The sequence below is a fragment of the Pseudomonas sp. 8Z genome, assembly GCF_902506535.1.
Lineage (GTDB): Bacteria > Pseudomonadota > Gammaproteobacteria > Pseudomonadales > Pseudomonadaceae > Aquipseudomonas.
This window is the reverse complement of the sequence record NZ_LR733826.1, coordinates 114,693-136,529: the sequence shown is the minus strand read 5'-3', so window position 1 is coordinate 136,529 and position 21,837 is coordinate 114,693. Positions and strand designations below refer to the sequence as shown.

General features: G+C 60.2%; 17 protein-coding genes, 1 other RNA gene and 2 pseudogenes. 6 read left to right on the top strand and 14 right to left on the bottom strand.

What is annotated here, in order from left to right:
* Positions 1-7 precede the first annotated feature (7 nt).
* Both AERO9A_RS09980 and AERO9A_RS09975 read left to right on the top strand, forming a co-directional pair.
* Positions 8-3,052, top strand: coding sequence for a multidrug efflux RND transporter permease subunit (locus AERO9A_RS09980; RefSeq protein ID WP_159971814.1), 3,045 nt, complete (start codon positions 8-10; stop codon positions 3,050-3,052).
* A 172-nt stretch (positions 3,053-3,224) separates the two neighbouring features.
* Entirely contained in the window at positions 3,225-3,455 is a 231-nt protein-coding gene (locus tag AERO9A_RS09975) for a hypothetical protein (RefSeq protein WP_159971813.1), read from the top strand.
* Positions 3,456-3,843: 388 nt separating this feature from the next.
* Here AERO9A_RS09975 and AERO9A_RS09970 read toward each other — a convergent pair whose 3' ends face one another.
* The 7 genes from AERO9A_RS09970 to AERO9A_RS09940 form a co-directional block, all read right to left on the bottom strand.
* A complete protein-coding gene (locus AERO9A_RS09970; RefSeq protein WP_159971812.1) occupies positions 3,844-4,473 on the bottom strand; it encodes an FKBP-type peptidyl-prolyl cis-trans isomerase in 630 nt (209 codons plus the stop codon).
* Positions 4,474-4,623: 150 nt separating this feature from the next.
* Positions 4,624-4,761, bottom strand: coding sequence for a DUF2256 domain-containing protein (locus tag AERO9A_RS09965; RefSeq protein ID WP_159971811.1), 138 nt, complete (start codon positions 4,759-4,761; stop codon positions 4,624-4,626).
* Complete coding sequence (locus AERO9A_RS09960) at positions 4,758-6,293, bottom strand: cryptochrome/photolyase family protein (protein WP_159971810.1); 1,536 nt, start codon at positions 6,291-6,293, stop codon at positions 4,758-4,760. Before AERO9A_RS09960 ends, AERO9A_RS09965 begins: the two co-directional genes overlap by 4 nt.
* Positions 6,294-6,307: 14 nt before the next feature.
* The gene (locus AERO9A_RS09955) at positions 6,308-6,610 is read right to left on the bottom strand and encodes a DUF6482 family protein (RefSeq protein WP_159971809.1); all 303 of its coding nucleotides are present in this window, start codon (positions 6,608-6,610) and stop codon (positions 6,308-6,310) included.
* Positions 6,611-6,751: 141 nt separating this feature from the next.
* Positions 6,752-7,246 (bottom strand): TIGR00645 family protein, encoded by a 495-nt coding sequence (locus tag AERO9A_RS09950; RefSeq protein ID WP_159971808.1) that lies wholly within the window; start codon positions 7,244-7,246, stop codon positions 6,752-6,754.
* A gap of 112 nt (positions 7,247-7,358) precedes the next feature.
* Positions 7,359-7,712, bottom strand: coding sequence for a hypothetical protein (locus AERO9A_RS09945; protein ID WP_159971807.1), 354 nt, complete (start codon positions 7,710-7,712; stop codon positions 7,359-7,361).
* Positions 7,713-7,876: 164 nt separating this feature from the next.
* Positions 7,877-10,351 (bottom strand): Lon protease family protein, encoded by a 2,475-nt coding sequence (locus tag AERO9A_RS09940; protein ID WP_159971806.1) that lies wholly within the window; start codon positions 10,349-10,351, stop codon positions 7,877-7,879.
* Positions 10,352-10,652: 301 nt separating this feature from the next.
* On the opposite strand from AERO9A_RS09940, the gene AERO9A_RS09935 reads away from it, so the two are divergent.
* Both AERO9A_RS09935 and AERO9A_RS09930 read left to right on the top strand, forming a co-directional pair.
* Complete coding sequence (locus tag AERO9A_RS09935) at positions 10,653-12,494, top strand: DUF4105 domain-containing protein (RefSeq protein ID WP_159971805.1); 1,842 nt, start codon at positions 10,653-10,655, stop codon at positions 12,492-12,494.
* Positions 12,495-12,583: 89 nt separating this feature from the next.
* The gene (locus AERO9A_RS09930) at positions 12,584-12,829 is read left to right on the top strand and encodes a hypothetical protein (RefSeq protein WP_159971804.1); all 246 of its coding nucleotides are present in this window, start codon (positions 12,584-12,586) and stop codon (positions 12,827-12,829) included.
* Positions 12,830-12,839: 10 nt separating this feature from the next.
* Here the strand turns inward: AERO9A_RS09930 and AERO9A_RS09925 are convergent, their stop codons facing one another.
* Positions 12,840-15,743 carry an ATP-binding protein gene (locus tag AERO9A_RS09925; protein ID WP_159971803.1) on the bottom strand — a complete coding sequence of 968 codons (2,904 nt, stop codon included), beginning with the start codon at positions 15,741-15,743 and terminating at the stop codon, positions 12,840-12,842.
* A 127-nt stretch (positions 15,744-15,870) separates the two neighbouring features.
* Between AERO9A_RS09925 and ssrA the strand changes: the two genes are divergently transcribed.
* Positions 15,871-16,262, top strand: a transfer-messenger RNA (tmRNA) gene (gene ssrA / locus AERO9A_RS09920).
* Between the two features lie 69 nt (positions 16,263-16,331).
* Here ssrA and AERO9A_RS09915 read toward each other — a convergent pair.
* The 3 genes and pseudogenes from AERO9A_RS09915 to AERO9A_RS22455 all read right to left on the bottom strand — a co-directional run.
* Positions 16,332-16,664: an XRE family transcriptional regulator gene (locus AERO9A_RS09915; protein WP_159971802.1), complete on the bottom strand. Its 333-nt coding sequence runs from the start codon at positions 16,662-16,664 to the stop codon at positions 16,332-16,334.
* Positions 16,657-17,022: a type II toxin-antitoxin system RelE/ParE family toxin gene (locus tag AERO9A_RS09910; RefSeq protein ID WP_159971801.1), complete on the bottom strand. Its 366-nt coding sequence runs from the start codon at positions 17,020-17,022 to the stop codon at positions 16,657-16,659. Before AERO9A_RS09910 ends, AERO9A_RS09915 begins: the two co-directional genes overlap by 8 nt.
* Before the next feature lie 48 nt (positions 17,023-17,070).
* Positions 17,071-17,251: pseudogene (locus AERO9A_RS22455) on the bottom strand (integrase); the annotation flags it as partial.
* A 230-nt stretch (positions 17,252-17,481) separates the two neighbouring features.
* Here AERO9A_RS22455 and AERO9A_RS09900 point away from each other — a divergent pair.
* Positions 17,482-18,369 (top strand): ABC transporter substrate-binding protein, encoded by an 888-nt coding sequence (locus tag AERO9A_RS09900; protein WP_159971799.1) that lies wholly within the window; start codon positions 17,482-17,484, stop codon positions 18,367-18,369.
* Positions 18,370-18,818: 449 nt separating this feature from the next.
* On the opposite strand, the gene AERO9A_RS22770 is transcribed toward AERO9A_RS09900, so the two are convergent.
* The 3 genes and pseudogenes from AERO9A_RS22770 to AERO9A_RS09890 form a co-directional block, all read right to left on the bottom strand.
* Complete coding sequence (locus AERO9A_RS22770) at positions 18,819-19,547, bottom strand: methyl-accepting chemotaxis protein (protein ID WP_372239670.1); 729 nt, start codon at positions 19,545-19,547, stop codon at positions 18,819-18,821.
* A gap of 126 nt (positions 19,548-19,673) precedes the next feature.
* Positions 19,674-20,759 (bottom strand): annotated as a pseudogene (locus tag AERO9A_RS22765) (sensor histidine kinase); the annotation flags it as partial.
* 170 nt (positions 20,760-20,929) lie between these two features.
* Complete coding sequence (locus AERO9A_RS09890) at positions 20,930-21,787, bottom strand: helix-turn-helix domain-containing protein (RefSeq protein ID WP_159971797.1); 858 nt, start codon at positions 21,785-21,787, stop codon at positions 20,930-20,932.
* Between the last annotated feature and the right edge of the window lie 50 nt (positions 21,788-21,837).

Below are 21,837 nucleotides of genomic sequence, written 5' to 3'. Positions count from 1 at the left end.
AATCATCATGGCTTTCACCGATCCGTTCATCCGTCGCCCCGTGCTGGCCACCGTGGTCAGCCTGCTGATCGTCCTGCTCGGCATCCAGGCATTCAGCAAGCTGGTCATCCGCCAGTACCCGCAGATGGAAAACGCCCTGATCACGGTCACCACTGCCTATCCGGGCGCCAACGCCGAAACGATCCAGGGTTACATCACCCAACCGCTGCAACAGAGCCTGGCCAGCGCCGAAGGCATCGACTACATGACCTCGTCGAGCCAGCAGAATCTGTCCACCATCTCCATCTACGCGCGCATCGGCGCCAACAGCGACCGCCTGTTCACCGAACTACTGGCCAAGGCCAACGAGGTGAAAAACCAACTGCCGCAGGACGCCGAAGACCCGGTGCTGAGCAAAGAAGCCGCCGACGCTTCGGCGCTGATGTACGTGAGTTTCTACAGCAGTGAGCTGTCCAACCCGCAGATCACCGATTACCTGTCGCGCGTCATCCAGCCCAAGCTGGCCACGCTGCCCGGCATGGCCGAGGCGCAGATCCTCGGTAACCAGGTGTTCGCCATGCGCCTGTGGCTCGACCCAGTGAAGATGGCCGCCTACGGCGTCACCGCCAGCGACCTCAACGACGCGGTGCGCAAGTACAACTTCCTCTCCGCTGCCGGCGAGGTGAAGGGCGAGTACGTGGTCACCAGCATCAACGCCAGTACCGACCTGAAATCCGCCGATGCTTTCGCCGCCATTCCGGTGAAGACGATGGGTGACAGCCGCGTGCTAGTGCGCGATATCGCCCGCGTGGAAATGGGCGCAGAGAACTACGACTCGATCAGTTCGTTCGACGGCATCCCCTCGGTGTACATCGCAATCAAGGCCACACCCAGCGCCAACCCGCTGGATGTGATCAAGAACGTGCGCGCGGCTATGCCGGAGTTGGAGGCGCAACTGCCGCCGAACCTCAAGGTGGCCATCGCCTACGACGCCACCGAGTTCATCCAGGCATCCATCGACGAGGTGGTGAAGACCCTCGGCGAAGCGGTGCTGATCGTCATAGTCGTGGTGTTCCTGTTCCTCGGCGCCTTGCGCTCGGTGCTGATCCCGGTGGTCACCATTCCGCTGTCGATGGTCGGTGTGTTGTTCTTCATGCAGTTGATGGGTTACTCGATCAACCTGCTCACCTTGCTGGCGATGGTGCTGGCCATCGGCCTGGTGGTGGACGACGCCATCGTCGTGGTAGAGAACATCCACCGCCATATCGAAGAGGGCAAGACGCCGTTCGATGCCGCCCTCGAAGGCGCACGTGAGATCGCCGTGCCGGTGATTTCCATGACCATCACCCTGGCCGCGGTGTATGCCCCTATCGGTTTTCTCGAAGGCCTGACTGGCGCGCTGTTCAAGGAGTTCGCCCTGACCCTGGCCGGCGCGGTGATCATCTCCGGTATCGTCGCCCTGACCCTCTCGCCGATGATGTGCGCCAAGCTGCTGCGTCATGAGGAAAACCCGTCGGGCCTGGCACATCGCCTGGATCAGATCTTCGACACGCTCAAGCGGCGCTACCAGCGCGCCCTGCACGGCACGCTCAATACCCGGCCTGTCGTGGTGGTGTTCGGCCTGATTGTGATGGCGCTGATTCCGGCGCTGCTGTCGTTCTCCAAGAACGAGCTAGCACCGGATGAAGACCAAGGCATCGTATTCATGATGAGCCAGTCGCCACAGCCCACCAACCTCAACTACATGAACGCTTATTCCAAGCAGTTTGTCGAAATTTTCAAGACGTTCCCCGAGTATTACTCCTCGTTCCAAATCAACGGTTTCAATGGCGTGCAGTCAGGTATTGGCGGCTTTCTGCTCAAGCCCTGGGACGAGCGTGAGCGCACGCAAATGGCGATCCTTCCCGAAGTACAAGCCAAACTCGACCAAATCCCCGGCCTGCAGGTATTCGGCTTCAACCTGCCATCGCTGCCGGGCACCGGTGAAGGCCTGCCGTTTCAGTTCGTGATCAACACACCAAACGACTATGAGTCGCTGCTGCAAGTGGCCCAGCGGGTCAAGGCACGCGCGCAGGAGTCGGGCAAGTTCGCCTTCCTCGACATCGACCTGGCCTTCGATAAGCCGGAGGTCGTGGTCGACATCGACCGCGAGAAAGCCGCGCAGATGGGCGTATCGATGCAGGATCTGGGCACCACGCTGGCCAGCCTGCTCGGCGAGGGTGAAATCAACCGTTTCACCATCGACGGCCGCAGCTACAAGGTGATCGCCCAGGTGGAGCGCGCCTACCGCGACAATCCGGGCTGGCTCGACAGCTACTATGTGCGCAGCGAAAGCGGCCAGATGGTGCCGCTGGGTACGCTGATCCGCGTCAGTGACCGCGCCCGCCCGACCAAGCTCAACCAGTTCCAGCAACTCAACTCGGTCATCATCCAGGGTGTGCCCATCGTCAGCATGGGCGAGGCGGTGGACACCATCACCCAGATCACCCGTGAGGAAGCGCCACGCGGCTACAGCTACGACTACGCCGGCGCCTCGCGCCAATACGTGCAGGAAGGCAGCGCACTGTTGCTCACCTTCGGTCTGGCGCTGGCGATCATCTTCCTGGTGCTGGCGGCGCAGTTCGAGAGCTTCCGCGACCCGCTGGTGATTCTGGTCACCGTGCCGCTGTCGATCTGCGGCGCGCTAGTGCCAATCTTCCTCGGCTTCTCAAGCATGAACATCTACACCCAGGTGGGCCTGGTGACACTGATCGGTCTGATCAGCAAGCACGGCATCCTTATCGTCGAGTTCGCTAACCAGCTACGCCGCGAGAAGGGGCTGAACGTGCGCGAAGCCATCGAAGAAGCCGCCGCCATCCGCCTGCGCCCGGTGCTGATGACTACCGCGGCCATGGTGTTCGGCATGGTGCCGCTGATCCTCGCCAGCGGTGCCGGTGCGGTGAGCCGTTTCGACATAGGCCTGGTGATCGCCACCGGCATGAGCGTCGGCACACTGTTCACCCTGTTCGTCCTGCCCTGCGTGTACAGCCTGCTGGCCAAGCCGGATGCCAAACCGCAGCAAGAGGCGCACTGACCGATCCAGTGGGAGGTGCTTTAGCGGCGACTGTCGCGGCTCAGGCCCCTCCCACAATCCCTTTATCGCCAGCACCTGACTCACGGAAGCGACAAAAGGTCGTAATTGGTCCTTGCTATTTATGTAATAGTAATTATTCTCATTTACATATTAACGGCCAAGGAGAACTGCCATGACCTACCTCATCGATGCCTGGCTGGATCGGCCACATCCCTACCTGCGAATCCTCAACCGCCAGACCGGCGAAGTCTGCGCTGTGCTGGAAGAAGATGCGCTGGACGAGCTGCGCGACCAGGGCGATCTGGATTTGCACGAACTCAACTCAAACGAGCCCAGCGTGCTCAAGGAGCTGGTGCGCAGCCTGTTCCTGTTCTGCTACGCCCGGGCCTTGCGCCCGTCCTGAAACGCAACGCTCCCTGCCATGGCAGAGGGCCGCTCGATCGTAGGGTGGACCGACGCTTCACCCGTCCACCGTCGCCGTGGTGGACAAGAACAGCCTTGTCCACCCTACAAACTGCGACGCCCAGGCATTTCGCCCGCCCTGAAATGCAACGGCCCCCTGCCATGGCAGAGGGCCGCTCGATCGTAGGGTGGACGACGCTTCACCCGTCCACCGCCGCCATGGTGGACAAAAACAGCCTTGTCCACCCTAAAAACCTTTCTCCGGCATCGCGAGCTAGAGCGATACAAGGCAAAAACAAGCGAGTGAGCGCAGTGTACTTTTGTACATGAGCATTACTCGCTTGTTTTTAACGCAGTAGCGCCGACGCGCAGCAGGCCGTTAACGACTCTTACAGGATGTCGAGCAGCTCGACATCGAATACCAGCACACTGTGCGGCGGGATGCTGCCTACACCTTGCGCGCCGTAGGCCAGCTCGCTCGGTACGTGCAGACGCCATTTGCTACCAGTGCCCATCAGTTGCAGGGCTTCGACCCAGCCCGGAATCACGCCGCCGACCGGAAATTCTGCCGGCTGACCGCGCTCGTAGGAGCTGTCGAACACAGTGCCGTCGATCAGGGTGCCGTGGTAGTGGGTACGCACCTGATCGTCAGCCGACGGCTTGGCGCCCTCGCCCGCTACCAGCACTTCGTACTGCAGGCCGGAGGCCAACACGGTGACGCCTTCACGCTTGGCGTTCTCGACCAGATAGGCGCGACCTTCGCCGGCAGCGGCTTCAGCCTTGGCAGCGGCCTCAGCCTGCATGATTTCGCGGATAACCTTGAAGCTAGCGCCCAGCTCAGCCTCGGAAACGCGGCTGGCCTGGCCGCTGAAGGCATCGGTCAGACCGGCGAGGATGGCAGTCAGATCAACGCCCGGCGGCGGGTTGTCGCGCAGTTGACCACCGAGTTGGCGGCCGATGCCGTAGCTGACGCGGCCTTCGTCGGAGGACAGATCGGGGCTGAAGGTAAATTCGGACATGAAAGGCTCCGCTAGGGGCTACAAAAAGGTCGGCCAGACTAGCACAGAAGCCCGGCGCGAGGTCACGGCAAGGTGCCAAGCCTGTCGCGGCTAAAGCCCCGCCCACAGCGCACATTCCGTGGGAGGCGCTTCAGCGGCGACTGTCTGAATCTACAGGGCGTTGCGCCCCCGCCGACAACGCTCGGAGCAATAGCGCACCTCGTCCCAACAACGCGCCCACTTCTTGCGCCAGGTAAAGGGCAGGCCGCAGACCAAGCAGGTCTTGACCGGCAACTTGCTCTTGCTCACAGCATCTCCCCGGCATCGAGTCGTGCCAGCAAACGCTCGCCCCAGCCCCAAAGCGCTTGTTGCTTGGCCTCGCTCATCCTCGCCAGGTTGCGGTAAACCATGCCGATGCGCGGGTTGCGCTCCAAGCGCTCGCGGTGGCGCATCAGAAAATGCCAATACAACGCATTGAACGGACAGGCCGACTCGCCGGTGCTTTCACTCACCTTGTAACTGCACCCCTGGCAATGGTTGGACATGCGCTTGATGTACTGGCCGCTGGCGCAGTAAGGCTTGGAGCCCAGGTAACCGCCGTCGGCGTGCATCACCATGCCCAGGGTATTGGGCAGCTCGACCCAGTCGAAGGCATCCATGTACACGGCCAGGTACCAGTCGCAGATGGCCTTGGGCGCGATGCCGGCAAGCAGGGCGAAGTTACCGGTAACCATCAGCCGTTGGATATGGTGCGCGTAGGCGTGCTCCAGGGTCTGGCCGATGGCCTGGCGCATGCAGTTCATGCGCGTCTGCCCCGTCCAGTAGAACGCCGGCAGCGCCCGCGCATTGCCGAAGGTATTGCCCTCGGCGTACTCCGGCATGCGCAGCCAGTAGATGCCACGCACGTACTCGCGCCAGCCGATCAACTGGCGGATAAAACCCTCGGCCGCGTTCAACGGCACCTCGCCAGCGCGATAGGCCGCCTCCACTTCGCTGCACAGTCGGCGCATGTCGAGCAGGCCGATGTTCAACGCGGCGCTGATGCGCGAATGAAAGAGAAAGGGTTCGCCATCGGCCATGGCGTCCTGATAATCACCGAAATCGGCCAGACCATAAGCGAGGAAATACCGCCACAGGCGCTCGGCCTGTTCGGCTGTCACCGGGTAATCGAAGCCGTCCAGGCGACCGTAGTGATCGGCAAAGCGCTGCGCGACCAACTCCAGCACCTCGGCGGTAGTAGCGTCCGCTTCGATACGCAACGGCGCCGGTGGCCGCACGCCTTTGGGCAAGGCCTTGCGGTTATCGGCATCGAAGTTCCAGGCCCCGCCTTCGGGGCTGCCGTCCGGGTTCAGCAGCAGGCCGCTGGCGCGGCGCATCTCGCGGTAGAAGAACTCCATACGCAAGTGCTTGCGTCCCTGCGCCCAGGCGGCGAAGGCTTCGCGCGAGCAGAGAAAACGCGTATCCGGGTGCCAGTGAATCGGCACGCCGCAATGGCGCAGCGCCTGTTCCAGGCGCCAGTCACCACACTCGGTCAGGTGCACCTCGGCAGGGTTAAGCTGCTGCGTCCAGCGCTGCAACTCGCCGGGCAGCGAGCCGCTGTTGGCCGGATCGTCCAGCGTCACGTAGTGCACCTGTAGCCCCCGCTCACGCAGAGCCTCGGCGAAATGGCGCATGGCGCTGAAGATCAGGGCGATCTTCTTCGGATGATGCGGTACATGGCTGGCCTCCTCCATCACCTCGGCCAGCAGCAGGTGATCGCGCTCAGGGTCAATGTCGGCCAGAGCACCGAGGCCAGGAGTGAGCTGGTCGCCCAGTAGCAAAATCAGGCGGCGTGCACTCATGGCGGCAGCGTCCGTCACCACCCTGAACGCAAGGCGATGGGCACACGCAGGCTGTTATCAGCCGTGGGCATGCCACACATCTCGTCATGCACCGAGCTGTGCACCAGGAAGAATGGCAGCGTAGGCATTTCCTGTAGCGCATCGCGGGCGTGCTCGACCGAGCGCAGGTTCAACGTGACACCGTGCTCGTCGTGAAGCGGATAAGCACGCCCATCCATGCGTGCCTCCAGCAGGTAGATGCCACCTTCCAGGGAGATCAGGTTGAGTTCGTCTATACGCCCAGCCTGGGCATGAATGGCAAGATCGGACAGATTCATGAGCGCTCCTCGTTCTCTATAAAGCTATACAAAAACCTATACATAAACAATTTTTGTACAGCATTTAAAAAGCACAAGGCCCAAATGAAAACCGCCCGTCCGTTATGCAACGGCCGGGCGGCAGCTCAACGCGATAAAAGCTCAGTGGCTATGCTTGGTCAGCTTGTCCAGATAGCCCATGGCGAAGGCAGATACCACGAAAGTCATGTGGATGATCACATACCACATCAGTTTCTCGCCGCTGATCTGCTGGGCGTCCATAAACATGCGCAGCAGATGGATCGAGGAAATCGCAACGATCGACGCGGCCACTTTCATCTTCAGCGAGCTGGAGTCCATCTTGCCCAGCCACTCCAACTTCTCCTTGCCATCACTGATATCCAGTTGCGACACGAAATTCTCGTAACCGGAGAACATCACCATCACCAGCAAGCCGCCGACCAACGCCATATCGATCAACGACAACAGCACCAGAATCAGCTCGGCCTCGGTTTTCTCGAAGACAACCGGCAGGATGTGGAAGATCTCTTGGAAAAACTTCAGTGCCAAAGCCAACAAGGCGAGCGACAGGCCAAAATAGATGGGTGCCAACAACCAGCGCGAGGCATACATCGCGTTTTCGATAAAGCGTTCCATGAAGGTCTCACTCGGGGCGGAAATGGCGGCGAGTATACCCAGCGGCGCAGGCAGGACAAAGCATGCAGCACATTGTGGATAAACCTGGCAACAACACAGGGCCGCAGCGCCTTCAGCTTTGCCCGTCAGTATCGGGGCGCAAGCGATAAGTCCCCGGATGGCGCCGCTGTGAGTCGTTCAGCCGCCGCAGTTCTGCCTGCTGGTGCAGGCTCCAGATCGGAGGTTCGGAACATTCACCGTAGCCCTGCTGGGCTAGGCTCTGGACGATAGCCGCGAGTACCTCTTCGGCAGCATGAGGCCCAAAGAATGGGCCTTGCGCCTTGATGGCCGTGGGCTGAGAGCCCGCCATGCCTGCTGCGCAAATCAACGTCCACAGGCCTCGATCACCAGCCAGCGGTTTGATTACGCACTCGATACGGGTAACAAGTCCCAGACAGTCTCGGGTGAGGCAGAGGCTACGCGGCATGGCGGCGACCCTCGCGGAATCCAGCCCTCAGCCTACACCCCAAGCGCCCGAAGAGGGAAGTCAGAGTTACCCACAAAAATTGTGGATAACTCTGTTGATGACACGTGCGCAAACGCTCCAGCGCACCTGCCAAGGGGCTCGCACAGAAGCCGTGCAAGAACTGATCAGCTCGCCTCGCCGTCAGCCTTCTTGCGCCGTGGTTTTGGCGCAGCCTTGCTTGCCTCGACGGGCGCCTGCTCCTTGGCTTCGGCAGGGCTGCTCTCCTCCTCCAGGCCAATTGCAGCGATATCGCGCAAACGCTCGACCACGCGGGCATTGACGCTGCCTTTGGGGAAACGTCCCTTCTCGTCCGGGTACCCGGCCGGCTCGCCGACCAGCAGGCTCAGCGCCTCGTCGACATGACGCACGGCGTAGACGTTGAACTGCCCGGCACGCACGGCTTGTAGCACACGTTCGTCGAGCATCAGGTTGGCGACATTGGAGTGCGGGATGATCACCCCCTGCTCACCAGTCAGACCACGCGCCTCACACAGGCGGAAGAAGCCTTCGATCTTCTCGTTGACCCCACCGACCGCCTGCACCTCGCCGAACTGGTTGATCGAACCGGTGATGGCGAAGCACTGCTTGAGCGGCGTGCGCGACAAGGCCGAGATCAGCGTACATACCTCGCCAAGCGAGGCGCTGTCACCGTCGACGTAACCATAGGACTGCTCCAGGGCGATGCTGGCGGAAATCTCCAGGGGAAATTCCTGAGCGTAGCGGCTGCCGAGAAAACCGGTAAGGATCATCACGCCCTTGGAGTGAATCGACTGACCCAGGCTGACCTCGCGCTCGATATCGACAATACCGCTGCCACCCGGATAGACCGTGGCGGAAATCCGCGCCGGCACACCGAAGTCCGAATCACCGACAGCCAGCACGGTCAGGCCGTTGCATTTGCCAACGGCGGCACCACTGGTGTCGATGAGGATGATGCCAGCCAACATGTCGTCGATGATCCGCGCCGAGACACGGCCGGTGCGAGTGGCCTTGGCCTTGAGCGCACGCTCGATATGGCCAACGTCGGTCAACGTCTCGCCCGCCAGTTGACGGATAAAGTCCGCCTCGCTGACCAGTTGGAACAGGTCACCGATGCGCGCCGACAAACGCCCCTGATGTTCAGCCAGACGCGCACTGTAGGTCGCCAGACGCGCCACGGCAGCGCCGCTCAGCGGCGCCATGCCCTCTTCCGAGGTGCGCGTCTTCATCAATTGAGCGAACTGCTCCAGGCTCTCGTCAGCCAGCGGGATGTCTTCGTCAAAGTCCACCAGTACGCGGAACATTTCCTGGAAGTCTGGATCGGCGTCCTGTAGCGCGTAATAGAGCTGGCGCGAACCGATGATGATGACCTTCAACTGCAGTGGGATGACCTGGGGATTAAGGGTCACGGTGGCGATGCGGCCCAGATCGCCCAATGGCGATTCCATCTTCAACTGGCGCGAATGCAGGGCGCGCTTGAGCGCTTCCCAGACGAAGGGTTCGCCCAGCAGTTTTTCCGCCTCGACCACCAGATAGCCGCCATTGGCGCGGTGCAGCGCACCAGGGCGCAGTTGGCGGTAGCTGGTGTACAAAGCGCCCTGGTCGGAGTTGTATTCGATGCGGCCAAATAGATTGTCGTAGGTTGGGTGCGACTCGAATACCACCGGCGCACCGCCATTGGCGTGGTGACCAACCACCAGGCTCGGGCAGTAGATTTCTTCGAGCAGCTTGCGCAGTTGCGGATCGGCCTTGTCCACATCCACCAACTGATCAACCGCCGTTTTCAGCAGATTGACCTGCATGGCCTGCAGGTAGGCACAAACGCCTGCGTTCTCCGCGTACTTCTCCGACAGCGGCGCCAGCAGCGGTTGCAGGGCGACGGTGATGGTTTCTTCGTTGAGCTGGCGCAGTTGGTTGCTCGACTCGCGCTTCCACTGCGGCAGGCTGGCCAGCTCCTCATTGAGGCGCTCTTCCAGGGCGGCGATATCGGCATGGAAGCGCTCACGCTCAGCTTCGGGCAACTGGGCGAACTCGGCTTCATCCAGCGCCTTGCCTTCGGCCATCGGGGTAAAGGCGATGTTGGTGCTGTCGCGGTACAGGGCGATGCCCTTCTCCAGCGACAAACGCTCGATCACGTCCAGCGCCTGGTCATAGCGCTTGTTGAAGGTGCGGTCGATGGCACTCTTCTTCTGCTGGTAAGTCGGCGTCTCGAACACCGCCGGGAAGGTGGCCAGCAGGTTATCGATCAACAAATTGATGTCAGCGATGAAATCACTGGCCGTGCCCGCGGGCAGCTCCAGCGCACGCGGCTCGCGCGGCTCGTCGAAATGATTGACATAGACACGGTCCGCCGGGGTGTCCATACGCTTGGCCTCGGCTTTGAGGTAGCGCTGCACGAAAGAGAAGCGCCCGGTGCCAGGCTCGCCCATGACGAACACGTTGTAACCAGGGCGCGGCATGGCCACGCCGAATTGCAGCGCCTCGACCGCACGCGTCTGGCCTAGCACGCCGCGAAAGGGTTCGAGTTCGTCAGTGCTGGTGAAGTTGAACTGCTCAGGGGCGAAGGGACGGGTCAGTGATTCGGGGGCAAGGCGCAAAGCATCGAGGCTAAGCTTGGACATTGGCGATCCTTATAGCGGGCGGAAAATTCCGCAAAACATGGGGTGATTCTGGGCCTGCGGCGCAACGACGATCAAGGCTTGATTCATCGCAACAGAGAAATCACCCGGCAAAACCTCTTGTTCAGCAAAGCACAAACACTCGCCATAAGGATTAAAGAGCCCCCAATGTAGCGCGCCCACCTGCGGCCATTGCCGATGCCCGTCAGCACTTGCGCGCAACGGCTTTGTCTGCTGCCTTGACACCTACTGCGTACCTGACCAAAGCTCGCCCCATCGCCTGCCCTCAACAAGAGCCGCGTCCTTGAATCGGATAGTCGCCATCCTCGCCCTGTGTTGCAGCCTTCCCCTTCATGCCGCCTCGCCCCAGCGCCTGGCCGAGCTGGCCGCTGATCCCTACTGGATAGCCCTCGGCCACTATGAAACCGGCAAGCTCGGCGGCTGGCGCAGCTACGTCGATGACGACGATTTCTTCCTCGCCGAGAGCGGCGCCCATGACCCCGCCGCCGAACTCACCGCCACAGTAAAGGCACTGTATCAACCCGCCGAACTGGGCGACCGTCATCCCCAATGCATCTACCCGGCGCGCACGCGCTGGCTCAAGGCGCAACTGCAACTGACCGATCTGCCCAGCCCGGACTGCGCCGAGTACCGGGCGTGGATGGCCGACATCAACCCGCATAGCGCCGTGCTGGTATTCCCGGCGGCGTACCTGAACAGCCCGTCGTCGATGTTCGGCCACACCCTGCTGCGCATCGACCAGCCCGACATCGACAGCCACAACACCGCCCTGCTCAGCTACGCGCTGAACTTCGGCGCCTTTATCGAAGGCGACGACAACGGCATTCTCTACGCCTGGCGCGGCCTAATGGGCGGCTATCCCGGCCTGTTCGCCCTGGTGCCCTACCACGACAAGCTCAGCGAATACAGCCGCCTGGAAAACCGCGATCTGTGGGAATACCGGCTGAACCTGACGCCCGAGGAAACCCAGCGCATGGTCGAGCATGTCTGGGAGCTCAAGCAGATCCGCTTCGACTACTTCTTCTTCGACGAAAACTGCTCCTACCGCCTGCTGGAATTGCTGGAGATCGCCCGCCCCGGCATCGAGCTGACCGAACACTTCCCGCTTACCGCCATCCCCACCGACACCGTGCGCGCGGTCAAGGATGCCGGGCTGATCGAACGCATCGACTATCGCCCCTCCCGTGAACGCGAGCTGCTGGCCCGCGCCGAGCCGCTCGATGCAGACGAGCAGGCCTGGGTATTGCGCCTGAGCGAAGACCCGACGCTGTTGCAAGATGCCGCGTTTACTGCCCTGCCCAACGAACGCCGCGCGCTGATCCAGGACGCCGCCTTCCGCCTGGTGCGCTACCAGGCCAACGACAATGAACGCAGGGTCACGGCGCAGCGCAGCTTCCAACTTCTCGGCGCGATCAGCCGCAATCCACCGCCGCCACTGAACATCGAGCGCCCGCCGCTGCCCGAGGAAGGCCACCAGTCGCGCACCTGGCAACTGGCCGGTGGCAGCCGCGACAACCGCGCCTTCGCCGAGTACGGCCTGCGCATGGCCTACCACGACCTCAACGACAATCTCGACGGTTTCCCGCTGGGTGCGCAAATCGAGATTCTCCAGCTCAAGCTGCGCCAGTACGAGAACAACCACTGGCAAGTGCAACGCCTGGATCTAGCCAACATCCGCTCGCTGACGCCGCGCAACGCCCTGCTGCAACCTCTGTCCTGGCAGGTCGGCGGTGGGCTGGAGCGGGTACTCGGCAAAGATGGCGACACCCCACTGGTCGCACATATCAGCGGTGGCGCCGGCGCCAGTTGGCAATTGAGCGAAGACCTACTCGGCTTCGCCCTCGGCACCACCCGCCTGGAATACAACGAAGACTTTGCCTCCGTGATCGCCCCCGCCCTGGGCTTCAACACCGGCCTGCTGTGGCGCAACCCGCTGGGCAACCTGACCCTGGAGGGCGCCAGCGACTACTTCTATAACGGCGAAGTGCGCCAGCGCCTGTCCCTCAATCAACAATGGGAAGTCTCACGCAACCTCGGCCTGCGCCTGAGCGCCCAACGCGAGTTCAGCCAACTCGCCAGCCCGGTCAACGAGGTGAAACTGGAGCTGCGCTGGTATCACTACTGAGCCCGAAACGACCTGCCTGTGCAGGTCGCCTCTTGCCCTGCATCAACTCTCCTATACTGCAAACTCCACCACCCGCTCGGAGAGTCGCCATGCGCCGTCTATTCGTGTTGCTTGCTGCCGCCTTGATCAGTTTTCCGCTGTGGGCCATGCACTGCCCACAGGACATGGCCAAAATCGACGAAATGCTGCAGAGCGATCCACCCAGCGATCCCGAGGTGGTGGCCAAGGTCAAGGAGCTACGCGCCGAAGGCGAAGCGCTGCACAAGTCTGGCGAACATGCCGAGTCGGCTCGTGTATTGGCCGAGGCGCTCGACCTGCTCTCCGCCAGCGAGTAACAGCCGCCACTCAGAAGCCACTGTAAAGCAACCCCAGAACAGCCTGGCGCAATACCTGCTGCTCCACCGGTTTAGCTAGGCAAATAGCAGCACCACGCGCCTGGGCCTCTGCGAAGAGATGAGTGTCGGTCGCCGCACTGATCACCATGACCGGCACCTCCCGCAGACGCGGCTCGCTCTGCATCGCGTCGAGCACATCCAAGCCACTGCCATCGGCCAAGTCGATATCCAGCAACACCAGAGCAGGTGTCTGCAAATGCAGCTCAGCCATCGCGCTCTGCCACGAACTCACGCTGCGTACGTCCGCAAACTCACGCAACGACGCCTGCAACATCCGCACGTTGGTCGGCTGATCCTCCACGCACAGCACCAAGCTACGAGCCGTCTGCAGCGCCTGCTGCCCTTCAATCAAGCCGTCTTCCGGGCGGGCGGCGCTGGGCAGGTCGAGCCAGAAGCGACTGCCAACACCCAGCTCGCTCCGCACGCCGACCTCGCCATCCATCAAACTGGCCAACTCACGACACAACATCAGGCCAATACCAGTACCGGGAATGTTCGAGCTCTCACGCCCCAGACGCTGGAACGGCTGAAAGAGCCGGGCCACTTGCCCCTCAGCAAGCCCTGGGCCGGTATCCTCAACCCATAGCCGTACGCAGTTGGGGCGCACTTCATAGCCCACACGAATCGCACCTTGCGGGCTGTTGTATTTGATCGCGTTGGACAACAGATTGAGCAGGATCTGTCTCACCCTGCGCGGGTCACCCTGCACGTAGAGTGCGGGATCAGCAGCAGGCATCACCTGCAACTGCAATTTCCGTTGCTGCACCTCTGGCTGTACCAGCTCTGCACAACCTTTGAGCAACGTGCCGATTTCGATGGCTTGCAGTTGCAACTGCTGGCGTCGGTTCTCAATGCTCGACAGATCGAGGATGTCGTCCACCAACGACGTGAGATGGCGGCTGGCCTGGACGATCTCGCGAGCATAGTCGGCCTCCTGCTGAGCACCGGCTTTGTCTTGGGTTTCCAGCTCGATCAGTTGGGCAAAACCATGGATGGCATTGAGCGGCGTACGCAACTCATGACTCATGCTCGACAGGAAGCGGCTCTTGGCCTGGCTCGCCGTCTGCGCCTGCAGACTGGCATGGCGCAACTCTTCCTGCGCGAGCTTGAGCCGGGTGATATCCACGTGCGTACCGGCGATGCGCCGCGGCCAGCCTGTCGCATCGCGCTCCAGCAAGCGCCCGCGACTGAGCAGCCAGACATACTCGCCACGGCAATTGAGGTAGCGGTACTCGGCATCGAAATATTCCTCTCCCTGCTCAGCGAAAAGCCTGCGCAGATGGCGCAGGCGCTCCAGGTCGTCCGGGTGCACACGCTGGTTGAATTCGCTCAAGGTGAGCAGGTTGGCGCCCAGACCAAAGCGCCGCACGAAGCGCTCACTCAGTTCTATGGTCAAGGCCTGCGCGTCAATCTGCCAAAGGCTTTCAGTGGTGTTATCGAGCACCAGTTGCAGTAGCTCATGGGTATCCTGACGCTTGCGTTCACTGATCTGTAACTGCCGAGCTGCCTGCTGCATAGCCTCGGCCAGCGCATCGACTTCATGGATATGACTGCGCGGAGCATCCGCGGGATATTCGCCCTGGCCAAGGCTAGCAGCCATATCCACAACCCCGTTGATCGGGCGCGCCAGTTGCTCGCTGAGTTGCCGCGAGCGCCACCACATACCGGCAAAAAACAACAGGTAGAACAGCAGCAGCCCCGCAATCAGCCAGTAACCGATGTGCTGATAGCGCTTGGCCAACTGATTGGTGCCTTGAAAAATGCGCTCCTCATCCACCACCAGCAGCAAACGCCAACCGGTCTGCGCGATAACGCTCCAGGCAACCAGTTGTTTACGCCCGCCCAGCATCACTTCCCGCACATTGCCCTCACCACTGCTCATGGCAGTTAGCAAAGGCTCCATTCCCTCACGCCGCGACAGGCTGAAGTCCTCTGGCTTTAGCACCTCACGCCGCACTGCCTCTTCATAGGAATAGTGCGTCAGCTCGCGCAAACCAAAATCCAGCTCCCCTGCCGCAGGCAAAGCCATGATCCGATTATCCGGGCCAATCAACATCGCGTAGCCATCCCAAGGCACATTCAGCTCATCGATCTCGCCCAACACCTGGTCGACAGTGATATCAAACCCCACCACGCCTTCGAGGAAATCGCCACGATAAACCGGCGCAATTGCAGACATCATCCAGCCCTGCCCAGCAGGATCGAGATACACGTCAGTCCAGACGACCTTGCGCTGCGGATTGTGTTTGGCATCAGCCAGGTAATAGAAGTTGTAATCCGGTATCACCATGTCATGGGGATACTGCGCCGGTGTATCGAACCAGGGATAAATACGGTTGTAGCTGTCCCAGCTATTGAAATAGAGCGCCGCGACCAGCGGATTGGCCTGATGGAACGAACGCATCAACGGATCGACCTGCGACAACCGCATCACCTTAGCGTGATCCTGTTTAGCCAAGGGCGTGCTATTGGCATAGAACGATGCCGCCCGGCCATCGTCAGTGCGGCTATAGAACACCCCAGAAGCAGTGGTCGCGTAGCGCTGCCGCTCCTTGTCATCCGGGCGAAAACGGCTATCGAGCAACGCGCGTTGCACAGCATCGCGAAAGACCTGAACCTGCACCTCAACAGCACGCAGACGACCATCGATGACCTGCGCCTCACGCTGCGCAGCACTGGCCAAGTCACGCACAGCAGTTTCCTGCAGGTGGGCCACCTGCTCATCGCGAATGGCCTGATTGCTCAACAGATACACCGCGATCAGCACAGACTCCACCAGAACCAGGGGGATCAGCGCACTCTGAACAAAGGCTCGCCAAATCCACTGACGCAAGGGATAACGGCTACTCGGCATGACGACTCCTTTCCAATTCCCACCCTGAGCAGGCGCGCCATCATAGCCTCCCCGAGCCGAATCCGCAGTCGACGCAGAGGAACCTTTGCCGTAAACTCCGCGTCCTAGCTGTAACCACCAAAGTTTCGGGGCCGATTAGGATTCGACGCCGGTAGCGAAGCTCGAGGTGCATGCCGACTTGGTAACAGAAGTCGTAAATCAACTGTTGCAACTTTCTATAGTTGCCAATGACGAAAACTACGAGGGCTACGCTCTCGCTGCGTAAGCGGCGCGACTAGTCCTTCTGGTAGCTTCGGCTCCAGCGATCACTAGGGGATGCCTGTAAACCTGAAGTGATTGTCATGCAGAACAGGATCGCCGCGTAGTACGTTGTGGACGAAGTGGCTAAAACTTACACAACTCGCCCAATGCACCCTGCCCGTCGGGCGGCTGAGGGTTAACTCAATAGACACGGCTAAGCATGTAGTACCAACAGTGGAGAACTGGCGGACGGGGGTTCAAATCCCCCCGGCTCCACCAAATAAACCCCTGATTTTCCTAGAGGAAGTCAGGGGTTTTTCTTTGGGGTGCCGAAAAAGTGTCGAAGCGTTAAGACTGCTGGAGAAGATCGCTTTCGATGTCTGAAAAATTGCTGATCTTCACCGAACCTTCGGGAAAGCGGGCAATGACATCCAACTGACCACCCATGGCTTCGATGTGGCTACGCAAAGTAGAAATGTACATGTCAGTACGCTTTTCCATCTTGGCAATGGATGGTTGCTGTACATGCAGCACCTCAGCCAGCACCTTCTGTGACAGCCCACGAGCCTGGCGCAGCTCATTAAGCGGCATCTCTGCAAGCAGCTCCTGGGCTTTGGCCTCTACCCTGGCCTGAGCCTCAGGCGCCATTTTTGCGCGCAGCTCTGCAAATTTCTTAGCCATCTATCAAGCCCTCCTTACGAAGCTGTTCCAAATGTTCGTCGTACAGTCGATCAGATAGCGGAACGTTGATGTCATACCAACGATCATCACCAGTCTTGTCGCCACCGATCAGCAAAATAGCCGAACGCCTGGGATCAAATGCATACAGGGTTCTGTAGGGTCGGCCTTCGTGCTGAGTCCTCAGCTCGCGCATATGGCTGTGACGAGAGCCATTGATTCCGCTGCTGTGTGGAAAGCCAAGTGACGGGCCTCGCTCCTCTAGGAGCTGGACTGACACCGCAACGGACTCCTGTTCCTCTGCAGACAAGCCTTCCCACCACTCACCGAACTCGTCGGTGTATTCGATATTCCAAGTCATGGAGAAAATATAACCTCAAAGGAATATTCCATCAATGGAATATCTGAATCATAGGGACGAGAGCGGGCCAAAGCGTACCGCATCCTGCAGATGATCCGGCACCAGGTGCGCGTAGCGCATGGAGTGGCAAGGCTGGAGTGCCCTGGATTTTCTGCAGGGTGAGGATGTTGCCGCCGTTCTGGATGAAGTGGCTGGCGAAGGTGTGTCGCAGTGCGTGGACGGCCTGGCCTCAAGCTCTACGCTGCTCGGCACCGAACGAACCTTGCTGGCCTTGGTTTCGCTGACGTTAATCGCGGCATCACGCAGACCGGCAGTCTTTTCATCGCCATGGAGCACCAGCGTGCCAGACAGCTACTGCGTGTGCTTACCGGCATGCCCGACAAGGTATTGAAGCCTTTCGTGGGTCCCTCTCAGGCTGCGCTATGCTTATCGAGGGCCTTATCGCCTGGGAGCGCGCTTATGATCGCTATGGGTATCGCCAGTATCTTGCTTTTTGCAGGATGCCTGAGGCGATTGTATTTGCTGGGTGCTCTTGGTGTGGCATGGAGCTATTGCAGTGCAAGTTATGCGGCGCCGCAAACATTGATCATTGTGACCAGCGAGTTGCCTCCCTATACCAGCGCCAAACCGCAGGACAGTTTCCTAAGCGCACTACTGCAGGAAGTAGGCAAGGAAATGGGCGTTAAATTCGAGTTTCGTTTCATGCCCTGGGCACGCGGCGAACAGGCCGTGGATTCGCTGCAAGCATGGGCCACCATGCCTTATGTGCCTACGCCAGAGCGTGAGAAAAAGTTTTTGTTCTCAATCCCTCTATATGCCAAGCGCACGATGCTGTTTCACTACAGCGAAGAGCAACCGTCGCTTCCAAAAACCTTCACAGATTTACGTGAACTCAGTCGACTCAGAGTCGGCGGCGTACGCGGCTACTACTATGAAAGCGTTTTTTCCGACGCAGGCATTAAGCTATCGCTGGCCTCAAGCGAGGAGCAAAGTTTCAGAATGCTGCGTGCTGGCCGCGTGGACTTGGTGCCTGCCGTGGAAGTGGTGGGCTGGAATATCATTCGCACTATATTCCCTCCCGAAGAACACGCTCACTTTCGTGTAATGGATACACCTTTGAACGTCGGTTACAACTACCTGATGACCTCGCGTCATTACCCTCAAGCCGAACAACTACTTGAGCGTTTTAACCATGCACTGCGTGCTCTAGAGCTCAAAGGCGTTTACCGCTCATTGGCGATCCAGCACGGTATCGTGAAGGAGTCTCAGGGAAATACTGAAGATGCCGCACTGATGCTGGAAAAACATTCGGACTCCACTCATCGCTTCTTCCGAGAAGGCAGATGAATCTCGTTGATGCCCAATACGCAGGCAAAGCACGCGGCCTCAAGCGACCCCTCCAGCAATTTACGCCAATGCCTGCTCCTGTCTGCATAGCGCCACCTTGCGGTGGCTCAATCACGGAAAATACAAACAGGATAAAGGCACGTCTAAAAACGTAGGCGCGGCAGCCAACGCAATACCGCTGGCGCCCCTGTAAAACAGGCGAGAGAGGCTCGGAATCGCGTTCGACTTTGCGTGCTGTAAATGAGCATTTTGCTAGGACTCGCGCACGAGCCTGTTCTTAACGCCGCGATGGCAACGTAGTAGTGTTTAGAGGTGCCCATAAATCACTGGCCGGGGCCGGAGATACGCAAGGTCGATACGCCAGAGCCAGAGGCTGCACAAGCAACTAATGACGTATCGGTTTCAAACCTTGCACCGGACCAGGCTGATCCGGTGCAAGGCCCGTAGCCTCACGCGCGAAAGCGCCCGACCAGGCCATGCAGTTGCTCAGACAGTTGCGCCAGCTCCTGCGAATCTCGATGCGCCGACTGCGCGAGATTTTCCACCAGTTGAGCGTCGTTCTGAATCTGCGCGATGTGGCGGTTGATCTCCTCGGCGACCTGGTGCTGCTCCTCAGCGGCCGTAGCGATCTGGGTGTTCTGGTCACGAATGTGATCCACCGAACCGCGAATCTGCTCGAAGCTCTGGCTGGCCAGGCTGATGCGCTCAACGCTGGTCTGAGACATTTCCAGGCTGTTCTGCATCTGCCGCGTCACCTCTTGGGTGCGCCGTGCCAGGCCGCCGAGCAGGCTGTCGATCTCGCCGGTGGAGTCGGCGGTGCGCTGGGCCAGGGCACGCACCTCGTCGGCAACGACGGCAAAGCCACGGCCCTGATCCCCTGCTCGCGCGGCCTCGATGGCGGCGTTGAGCGCTAGCAGGTTAGTCTGCTCGGCAATCGAGCGGATGGTGCCGAGGATGGCGTTGATGTTCTGGCTGTCCTGCTCCAGAGCCTGCAGCGCCAAGGCCGATTGCTTCAGGTTGTCGCTCAGGCGGGTGACGCTGTCGGTGGCATCTTCGATCTGTGTCTGACCGGTATGCACCTGGCGCTGGCCGTCGTCGGCAGAGCTGGCGGCCTCGCTGCAGGAGCGGGCGACTTCGTTGGCGGTGGCGACCATTTCATTGAAGGCCGTGGAGACCATTTCCACCGCGCCACGCTGACGCTCGGCCACATCGTTCATGTCATGTGCGACACGGGTAGAGTCATCGGAAGTCTGGCGCAGTGCCGCCGAGGCCTCCATGATGCTCTGCACGAGTTGACGAATGGTGCCAAGAAACTGGTTGAACCAACGCGCCAGCAGCGCCGTTTCATCCTTGCCTTGTACGCTCAAGCTGCGAGTCAGATCGCCCTCCCCCTGCGCAATGCCTTCCAAGCCGCTGGCAACGCTACGGATCGGGTTGACGATGAGCTTGGCGAACACGCCGCCGACCACGGCAAAAACAATGGCCAGTAGCAGCACAATCACGCCGATCTGCCAGGCCAAGACGTTGGCTTTGGCCATGACCTCGTCGCGTTCGATCAAGCCGATAAAGCGCCAGCCAAGCGTGGGCGACGACCAGACATTGGCCATGTAATGGGTGCCATTGATCTGAACCTCCTGCAAACCATCGGCACCTGCCATCTTGGCGTAGTCGCCGCCCAGGTCGGTAAGCGACTTGAAGTTGTTCTCGGCATTGCCAGAGTCAACCAAAACATTGCCGCTCGCCTCAGCCAGCAGCAGATAGCCGGTTTCGCCAATCTTGATTTGCTTGACCAGGTCGGTGAGCTGCTTGAGCGACACATCCAGCCCGACTACACCGGCCACATTGCCCTGCGCATCGTTGACGGCACGCACGGTACCGATCAGCACGGCATCATCCGGCGCCCAGTAGTAGGCGGCAGTGCGTACCGTTTTGCCTGGAGAGGCTATACCAGTCTTGTACCAGGGGCGCACGCGCGGGTCGTAGCTTTTCAGGCCCGGATCGCTTGGCCAGATGGCATAGCCGCCATCGACCCGGCCGTAGGACATATAGGCCGTGGTCGGATGCGACTTGGCGAAGCGGTCGAAAAGGCTTTCCAACTGCTGGTTGGTTTCCGGTAATGGCTGGCTCGGGGCATCGGCCGACGAGTAGTTTTTCAGAACGGGAGCAGCCACGATCTCCGGCAGACTGGCGATGTAATCGATGTTCTCGCTGATGCCCTTGAAGAACATGCCCATGGCATTGTCGATCTGACGGATCTCGCGAGAGCTGCTATCGAGGAAATCGGCCTCAGCCTGTACGCGCAAGTTATAAATGACCACGACGGCAACCAGAAGGATCGGCACGCACGCGATAGCGGCAAACGCCCAGGTCAGTTTCTGCTTGATATTCATTCGACTGGCTCTCGTAAGAGTGGGACTACAACCGGCACAAGACCGTTACTGATGAAGGCTCAAAAGGCTATCGGCATGCCCACGCAACGCTTAAGGCCTCCCTCGAATATAGACCCAACCAGCCGTTTTACCTGTGCTGTGTCTTTGCTAGGTAAAGGCAACTCAGAGGCTCAGCGCCGCTCACGGAATGCCCTGGGAGAAAGCCCCGTCATCCGCCTGAAGAAACGCGAAAAATAAGCCGCCTCGGAAAATCCTAAGCTGTCGGCCACCTGGGCGACCGTCATCGAGGTATAGACCAAGTTACGCTTGGCTTCGAGCAACAGCCGCTGATGGATCAACTGCAGGCCGGACTGCCCGGCCAGGCGCCGACACAGGCTATTGAGATGGGCCACGCTCAGGCCCAACTGCGAGGCGTACCAGTCCAGCGGACGATGCTCGCTATAGTGCGCCTCGACCACCCCCTGAAAGCGCCGCAAATGGTGGCGCCCACGGTCACTCAACAAGGCTTCCTCATGCTCGTTGGCCAAAGCTTGACGCACCAGCCATACCAGCAGCGCGCTGATCAGCGACTGCAACATCAACTCGCGCCCTGCCTCGTGCTGCCCGTATTCGTGAGCCAGGGTGGCGAACAGCATATCCAGGCGCGGCTCTTGGCCTTGCGCCAGATAGCAAACCGCCTGAGTCAGCGGCGGTCGCTCCAGCGCCGCGCCGAGGTGCTCGACCATTGGCTGGGCCAAGGTCAGCACATGGCCTTGGATATCCTCGGAAAAACGAAAGCCGTGCACGCACAGCGCCGGCACCACCTGCACCGCCGCCTGGTCGAGCACGCGCACTTGGCCATCGATCTCCACCTCGGCATGGCCACTCTGGATGTACAGCACCTGCAGCAGATCACTGTGCAGATGAGCGCTGATTTCCCAGCCGTGCAGGCGGCTGCGCTCGGCAATCGACTCGCAGTGGATCAGGTCTGGCGTCGGCCAGGCGCGATCCTCGCCGTAGAGCTTGAACACAGGAACCTGACCGGTCATACGAATCCTCGAAAAGTCCAAGTAACTAAGCGGATAGTGCCTTCATGGCG

What these genes read in the sequence shown, in the direction of transcription:
- AERO9A_RS09980 (WP_159971814.1), top strand. Translation starts at nt 8, where the DNA reads ATGGCTTTCACCGATCCGTTCATCCGTCGCCCCGTGCTGGCCACCGTG.
- AERO9A_RS09975 (WP_159971813.1), top strand. Translation starts at nt 3,225, where the DNA reads ATGACCTACCTCATCGATGCCTGGCTGGATCGGCCACATCCCTACCTG.
- AERO9A_RS09970 (WP_159971812.1), bottom strand. Translation starts at nt 4,473, where the DNA reads ATGTCCGAATTTACCTTCAGCCCCGATCTGTCCTCCGACGAAGGCCGC.
- AERO9A_RS09960 (WP_159971810.1), bottom strand. Translation starts at nt 6,293, where the DNA reads ATGAGTGCACGCCGCCTGATTTTGCTACTGGGCGACCAGCTCACTCCT.
- AERO9A_RS09955 (WP_159971809.1), bottom strand. Translation starts at nt 6,610, where the DNA reads ATGAATCTGTCCGATCTTGCCATTCATGCCCAGGCTGGGCGTATAGAC.
- AERO9A_RS09950 (WP_159971808.1), bottom strand. Translation starts at nt 7,246, where the DNA reads ATGGAACGCTTTATCGAAAACGCGATGTATGCCTCGCGCTGGTTGTTG.
- AERO9A_RS09945 (WP_159971807.1), bottom strand. Translation starts at nt 7,712, where the DNA reads ATGCCGCGTAGCCTCTGCCTCACCCGAGACTGTCTGGGACTTGTTACC.
- AERO9A_RS09940 (WP_159971806.1), bottom strand. Translation starts at nt 10,351, where the DNA reads ATGTCCAAGCTTAGCCTCGATGCTTTGCGCCTTGCCCCCGAATCACTG.
- AERO9A_RS09930 (WP_159971804.1), top strand. Translation starts at nt 12,584, where the DNA reads ATGCGCCGTCTATTCGTGTTGCTTGCTGCCGCCTTGATCAGTTTTCCG.
- AERO9A_RS09925 (WP_159971803.1), bottom strand. Translation starts at nt 15,743, where the DNA reads ATGCCGAGTAGCCGTTATCCCTTGCGTCAGTGGATTTGGCGAGCCTTT.
- AERO9A_RS09915 (WP_159971802.1), bottom strand. Translation starts at nt 16,664, where the DNA reads ATGGCTAAGAAATTTGCAGAGCTGCGCGCAAAAATGGCGCCTGAGGCT.
- AERO9A_RS09910 (WP_159971801.1), bottom strand. Translation starts at nt 17,022, where the DNA reads ATGACTTGGAATATCGAATACACCGACGAGTTCGGTGAGTGGTGGGAA.
- AERO9A_RS09900 (WP_159971799.1), top strand. Translation starts at nt 17,482, where the DNA reads ATGATCGCTATGGGTATCGCCAGTATCTTGCTTTTTGCAGGATGCCTG.
- AERO9A_RS22770 (WP_372239670.1), bottom strand. Translation starts at nt 19,547, where the DNA reads ATGGTCTCCACGGCCTTCAATGAAATGGTCGCCACCGCCAACGAAGTC.
- AERO9A_RS09890 (WP_159971797.1), bottom strand. Translation starts at nt 21,787, where the DNA reads ATGACCGGTCAGGTTCCTGTGTTCAAGCTCTACGGCGAGGATCGCGCC.